Genomic DNA, 5,981 nt, shown 5'->3' on the forward strand with positions numbered 1-5,981 from the left:
GTCTGCGATCTGTTCTCCGACGAGGAATGCTACAACTACTTCAAAGCCGCAGGTTATGAGGTCGATTGAGTGCAACAGGCTCTAGCAAGGTTTCAGGCCAGGGCTGCGAAGCCTTAGCGTAACACCCTTGATGCATGTCGTGCAAGTATTTGTCTGCGCAAATTTCATCGTAAAAACAAAAAGGCCGGACCCGAAGGTCCGGCCTTTTTGTTTGGAGCGGGCGATGAGATTCGAACTCACGACCCTAACCTTGGCAAGGTTATGCTCTACCCCTGAGCTACGCCCGCACTCCGTTCCGTTGGCGCTTCGTCTTACCGTCTCGCCTTCGGTGAGCGGTGATTTATGGGACTGCGCCGGGGGGTGCAAGAGGAAAAATCAACTTTCGGCACGAAAAATTCGGCAGCGTTGACATACCCGGCGATCATGCGTGAACTTGCTGCGGAAACATGAGGAAAAGGCCTTGGCCGCAACCGATCAGCTGTCAGACTTCGTCCGCGAGGCCTTGGCGGGCGGACACGACCATGCGGGCATCCGCGCGGCGCTGCGGCAGGCAGGCTGGTCCTTGCCCGAGATCGACGCCGCGGTGAACGCGTGGTCCGCCGGAAACGGCCTGCCGCCGGTTCCACGCCCCAAGCCCTATGTCTCGGCACGCGAGGCGATGCTCTACGCGCTGCTGATGATCGCGCTGGTGCTGCTGTGCTTCCATGTCGTGCGGCTTGGCTTCCAGGTCATCGAGGCGGCGATCACCGATCTGACCGAGGCGGGGCCGCCCGACACCTGGTCGATGCGGTTTTCCATCGCGGCGATCATCGCCTTTTTGCCGCTGTTCGTGCTGCTGGATCATCGCCTGGCGCGCAGGATCGGCGGGGTCGAGCAGCAACGGCGTTCGCAAGGGCGCCGCATCTTCGCCTCGATCACTGTCCTGGCAGCCGCCCTGGTGCTGCTGGGCGATGTCGTCTCGGCCATCTACGCCTTCCTGTCGGGCGACCTTACGCCCAGGCTGGCGGCGAAATGCGCGCTGGTGGGGCTGGTGGGCCTGCTGGTCGCCGCCTGCTATCGCGAGGATCTGGATGGTTAGGCGCTGGCCCGTCTGGGCGCTGACGGCGCTTTCGCTGGCGATCCTGGTCGCGGGCATCGTCGCGACGGGCGGCCCCGCGCAGGGCAGGGCGGAAAAGCGCGACCGGACCAGGGGACAGGATCTGGCCCAGATCCAGTCACTGCTGTTCTGCAAGGCCCAACAGGCGGGCCAGGTCCTGACCGACCCGACCCCGACCGAGGCCTGCCCCATGACGCCGCGGCTGGCAGATCCCTTCACGCAAGCGCCGTATCGCCTCGAGCTTGTCGCACCGGACAGCATCCGCCTGTGCGCCGCATTCGAATTGCCGCCTGCCGGTCCGATCCCGGATCGAGACGCCTCGGGCTGTACGGTCCAGAGGATCGTGGTGGACTGAAAGCTACTCTGCCGCCCGGACCCGTGCCGGCCGCAGCATGGGCGCAAGATAACGACCCGTGTGGCTTTCGTGAACCTTCGCCACGTCCTCGGGCGTGCCCACGGCCACGATGCGCCCGCCGCCGTCGCCGCCTTCGGGGCCGATGTCGATGATCCAGTCGGCGGTCTTGATGACGTCCAGGTTGTGTTCGATCACCACGACGGTGTTTCCCTGGTCCACCAGCCGGTGCAGCACCTCCAGCAACTTGCGCACGTCCTCGAAATGCAGGCCGGTGGTGGGTTCGTCCAGGATATACAGCGTCTTGCCGGTCGACTGGCGCGACAGTTCCTTGGCCAGCTTGACCCGCTGCGCCTCGCCGCCCGACAGGGTGGTGGCCTGCTGGCCCACCTTGACGTAGCCCAGCCCCACCTCCATCAGCGCGTCCATCTTGTTGCGGATGGCGGGCACGGCCGAGAAGAAGCCTTGCGCATCCTCGACCGTCATGTCCAGCACGTCGGCGATAGACTTGCCCTTGAACTGGACCTCCAGCGTTTCGCGGTTGTAGCGCTTGCCCTTGCAGGTTTCGCAGGTGACGTAGACGTCGGGCAGGAAGTGCATCTCGATCTTGATGACGCCGTCGCCCTGGCAGGCTTCGCAGCGCCCGCCCTTGACGTTGAAGCTGAACCGACCGGGCTTGTAGCCGCGCGCCTTGGATTCGGGCAGGCCCGCATACCAGTCGCGGATGGGGGTGTATGCGCCGGTATAGGTCGCCGGGTTCGACCGGGGCGTGCGGCCGATGGGCCGCTGGTCGATGTCGATGACCTTGTCCAGATGTTCCAGCCCCGTGATCGTCTCGCAGGGGGCGGGGGTCTGGCGGGCGCCGTTCAGGCGCAGGCTGGCGGTCTTGAACAGGGTTTCAATGGTCAGGGTAGACTTGCCGCCGCCCGACACGCCGGTCACGCAGACGAACTTGCCCAGCGGGAATTCCGCCGTGACGTTCTTGAGATTGTTGCCGGTGGCCTTGACCACCTTCACGGCCTTGCCGTTGCCCTTGCGGCGTTCGTCGCTGACGGCAATCTCTCGCGCCCCGGACAAGTACTGCCCGGTCAGGCTGGCCGGGTCGGCGGCGATTTCTTCCGGCGTCCCCTTGCTGACCACCGTGCCGCCGTGGACGCCCGCGCCCGGACCCATGTCGAAGACATAGTCGGCATGGCGGATCGCGTCCTCGTCATGTTCCACGACGATGACCGAGTTGCCCTGGTCGCGCAGCCCCTTCAACGTGTCCAGCAGCCGGTCGTTGTCGCGCTGGTGCAGCCCGATCGAGGGTTCGTCCAGGACATACAGTACCCCCGTCAGGCCGGACCCGATCTGGGACGCCAGCCGGATGCGCTGGCTTTCGCCGCCCGACAGCGTGCCCGCCGCGCGGGAAAGCGTCAGATAGTCCAGGCCGACGTTCACCAGGAAGCCCAGCCGCTCGCGGATTTCCTTGAGGATCGCATGGGCGATCTCGTTCTTCTGCTTCGACAGATGCTTCGGCGCGGCCTCGATCCAGGCAAGCGCCTCCTTGATCGACAACTCGACCACCTGACCGATATGCTGGTCCGCGATCTTCACCGCCAGGGCCTCGTCCTTCAGGCGATAGCCGTGGCAGGCGCCGCAGGGGCGGTTGTTCTGGTAACGCTCGAATTCCTCGCGCACCCAGGCGCTGTCGGATTCGCGCATCCGGCGTTCCATGTTGGGGATCACGCCTTCGAACACGCGGCGGACGTTGTAGACGCGGCCCGCGTCGTCGAAGCGGAACTCGATCTCCTCCTTGCCCGAGCCGTGCAGGAACATGCGCTGCACGCCTTCCGGCAGGTCTTTCCATTTGGTCTTCTTGTCGAAGCCGTAATGCTTGGCCAGCGCGTTGACCGTCTGCGTCAGATAGGCCGATTTCGACTTGGCCCAGGGCGCGATGGCGCCCTTTTCCACCGACAGCGCGGCATCCGGCACCACCAGCCGTTCGTCGAAGAACAATTCCATCCCCAACCCGTCGCAGACCGGACAGGCACCAAAGGGGGCATTGAAGGAAAACAGCCGGGGCTCGATCTCGGGAATGGTGAAGCCGCTGACCGGGCAGGCGAAGTTCTCGCTGAAGGTGGTCCGCTCGGGTTCGTCCGCCGCCGTTTCCACGATGGCGATGCCGTCCGCGAGATCCAGCGCGGTACGCAGCGAATCGGCCAAGCGGGTTTCCAGCCCCTCGCGCACGACGATGCGGTCCACCACCACGTCGATGTCGTGGCGGAACTTCTTGTCCAGGGTCGGCGGCTCGTCCAGTTCGTGGAACTGGCCGTTCACCTTGACGCGCTGGAAGCCCTGCTTGCGAAGCTCCAGGAACTCCTTTTTGTACTCGCCCTTGCGGTCGCGGACGATGGGCGCCAGCAGATAGGCGCGCGTGCCCTCGGGCATCTCCATGATCCGGTCCACCATGTCCTGGACCTGCTGCGCCTCGATGGGCAGGCCAGTGGCGGGGGAATAGGGCGTGCCCGCGCGGGCAAACAGCAGCCGCAGGTAGTCGTAGATTTCCGTGACGGTGCCGACGGTTGACCGGGGGTTCTTCGAAGTCGTCTTCTGCTCGATGCTGATCGCCGGGGACAGGCCGGTGATGTGGTCCACGTCGGGCTTGCCCATCATGTCCAGGAACTGGCGCGCATAGGCCGACAGGCTTTCGACATAGCGGCGCTGGCCTTCGGCATAGATCGTGTCGAAGGCCAGCGAGGACTTGCCCGAACCCGACAGGCCGGTGATCACCACCAGCTTGTCGCGCGGAATGTCCATATCCACGCCCTTCAAGTTATGCTCGCGCGCGCCGCGAACCTCGATGAACTTCTGTTCCATGGTGTGTCCCTGGCCGACCAAGCGCATGAGATAGGGGCATGGTTCCAAAAAGCAACCGCAAAATGGGAACAACAAGCGAACACGACCTTGCGTAAACCTTTTGTTGCAGTTGGGGTGTCGTGCCGCTTGCGCTGCGCTGCGGCATCGCTAGTCTCCCGCGCAATGTTGAAGGGGGACCGCGCATGTTCAACAAGATCCTTATCGCGAACCGAGGGGAGATCGCGATCCGCGTGATGCGGGCGGCGAACGAGCTGGGCAAGAAGACGGTTGCCGTCTATGCCGAGGAGGACAAGCTGGGGCTGCACCGCTTCAAGGCGGACGAGGCCTACCGGATCGGCGAGGGGCTGGGACCGGTCGCGGCCTATCTGTCGATCCCCGAGATCATCCGGGTGGCCCGCGAAAGCGGCGCGGACGCGATCCATCCGGGCTATGGATTGCTGTCCGAGAACCCCGACTTCGTGGACGCCTGCGCGGCCGCCGGGATCACCTTCATCGGCCCCCGCGCGGATACCATGCGCGCCCTTGGCGACAAGGCCAGCGCCCGGCGCGTGGCGATCGCGGCCGGCGTGCCGGTGATCCCCGCCACCGAGGTATTGGGCGACGACTTCGAGGCGATCCGGGCCGAGGCCGCGGCCATCGGCTATCCCTTGATGCTGAAGGCAAGCTGGGGCGGCGGCGGGCGCGGGATGCGGCCGATCACCGGTCCCGAGGAGCTGGTGGACAAGGTCCGCGAGGGGCGCCGCGAGGCCGAAGCCGCCTTTGGCAACGGCGAGGGCTACCTGGAGAAGATGATCCTCCGCGCCCGGCATGTCGAGGTGCAGCTGCTGGGCGACACGCATGGGGGCCTCTACCACCTTTATGAACGCGACTGCACCGTGCAGCGCCGCAACCAGAAGGTCGTGGAGCGCGCCCCCGCGCCCTATCTGACCGAAGATCAGCGCGCCGAGGTCTGCGCTCTGGCGCTGAAGATCGGCCGGGCCGTGGGCTACCAGAACGCCGGCACCGTCGAGTTCCTGATGGACATGGACACGCAAGCGTTCTACTTCATCGAGGTGAACCCGCGCGTGCAGGTCGAACACACCGTGACCGAGGAGGTCACCGGCATCGACATCGTGCAGTCCCAGATCCGCATCGCCGAGGGCGCGACGCTGGCCGAGGCGACGGGCGTTCCGTCGCAGGACCGGATCACGCTGTCGGGCCACGCGCTGCAATGCCGGGTCACGACCGAGGATCCGCTGAACAACTTCATTCCCGACTATGGCCGGATCACCGCCTACCGCTCGGCCACCGGCAACGGCATCCGACTGGACGGCGGCACGGCCTATTCGGGGGGCGTGATCACGCGCTACTACGACTCGCTGCTGGTCAAGGTCACGGCCTGGGCGCAGACGCCGGACGGGGCGATCCGGCGCATGGACCGGGCGCTGCGCGAGTTCCGGGTGCGGGGGGTCAGCACGAACATCGACTTCGTGATCAACCTGCTGAAGCATCCGACCTTCCTGGACGACACCTATACCACCAAGTTCATCGACACCACGCCGGAACTCTTCCAGTTCGACAAGAAGCAGGACCGGGCCACCAGGATCCTGACCTATCTGGCCGACATCAGCGTGAACGGCCACCCCGAGACGGCGGGCCGCCCCCGGCCGCCCGCGCAGGCCCGCCCGCCGGTGC

At 65.4% G+C, this 5,981-nt stretch carries 4 protein-coding genes and 1 tRNA gene; 3 read left to right on the forward strand and 2 right to left on the reverse strand.

Annotated features, from left to right (window positions below):
• Positions 1 to 212: 212 nt before the first annotated feature.
• Positions 213 to 287 (reverse strand) — tRNA-Gly (locus tag J0F76_RS19545).
• A 173-nt stretch (positions 288 to 460) separates the two neighbouring features.
• Here J0F76_RS19545 and J0F76_RS19550 point away from each other — a divergent pair.
• Positions 461 to 1,078: a DUF5671 domain-containing protein gene (locus J0F76_RS19550; protein WP_207472057.1), complete on the forward strand. Its 618-nt coding sequence runs from the start codon at positions 461 to 463 to the stop codon at positions 1,076 to 1,078.
• Positions 1,071 to 1,451 (forward strand): hypothetical protein, encoded by a 381-nt coding sequence (locus J0F76_RS19555; RefSeq protein ID WP_207472059.1) that lies wholly within the window; start codon positions 1,071 to 1,073, stop codon positions 1,449 to 1,451. Before J0F76_RS19550 ends, J0F76_RS19555 begins: the two co-directional genes overlap by 8 nt.
• Positions 1,452 to 1,454: 3 nt before the next feature.
• Here the strand turns inward: J0F76_RS19555 and uvrA are convergent, their stop codons facing one another.
• Positions 1,455 to 4,307: an excinuclease ABC subunit UvrA gene (uvrA, locus tag J0F76_RS19560; RefSeq protein WP_207472060.1), complete on the reverse strand. Its 2,853-nt coding sequence runs from the start codon at positions 4,305 to 4,307 to the stop codon at positions 1,455 to 1,457.
• A gap of 182 nt (positions 4,308 to 4,489) precedes the next feature.
• Here uvrA and J0F76_RS19565 point away from each other — a divergent pair.
• Positions 4,490 to 5,981 (forward strand): ATP-binding protein (locus tag J0F76_RS19565; RefSeq protein ID WP_207472061.1); only part of this gene is annotated, 1,492 nt, incomplete at its 3' end.

Origin of the sequence: Paracoccus fontiphilus, from assembly GCF_017356265.1 — a bacterium.
Taxonomy (GTDB): domain Bacteria; phylum Pseudomonadota; class Alphaproteobacteria; order Rhodobacterales; family Rhodobacteraceae; genus Paracoccus; species Paracoccus fontiphilus.

What these genes read in the sequence shown, in the direction of transcription:
- J0F76_RS19555 (WP_207472059.1), top strand. Translation starts at nt 1,071, where the DNA reads ATGGTTAGGCGCTGGCCCGTCTGGGCGCTGACGGCGCTTTCGCTGGCG.
- uvrA (WP_207472060.1), bottom strand. Translation starts at nt 4,307, where the DNA reads ATGGAACAGAAGTTCATCGAGGTTCGCGGCGCGCGCGAGCATAACTTG.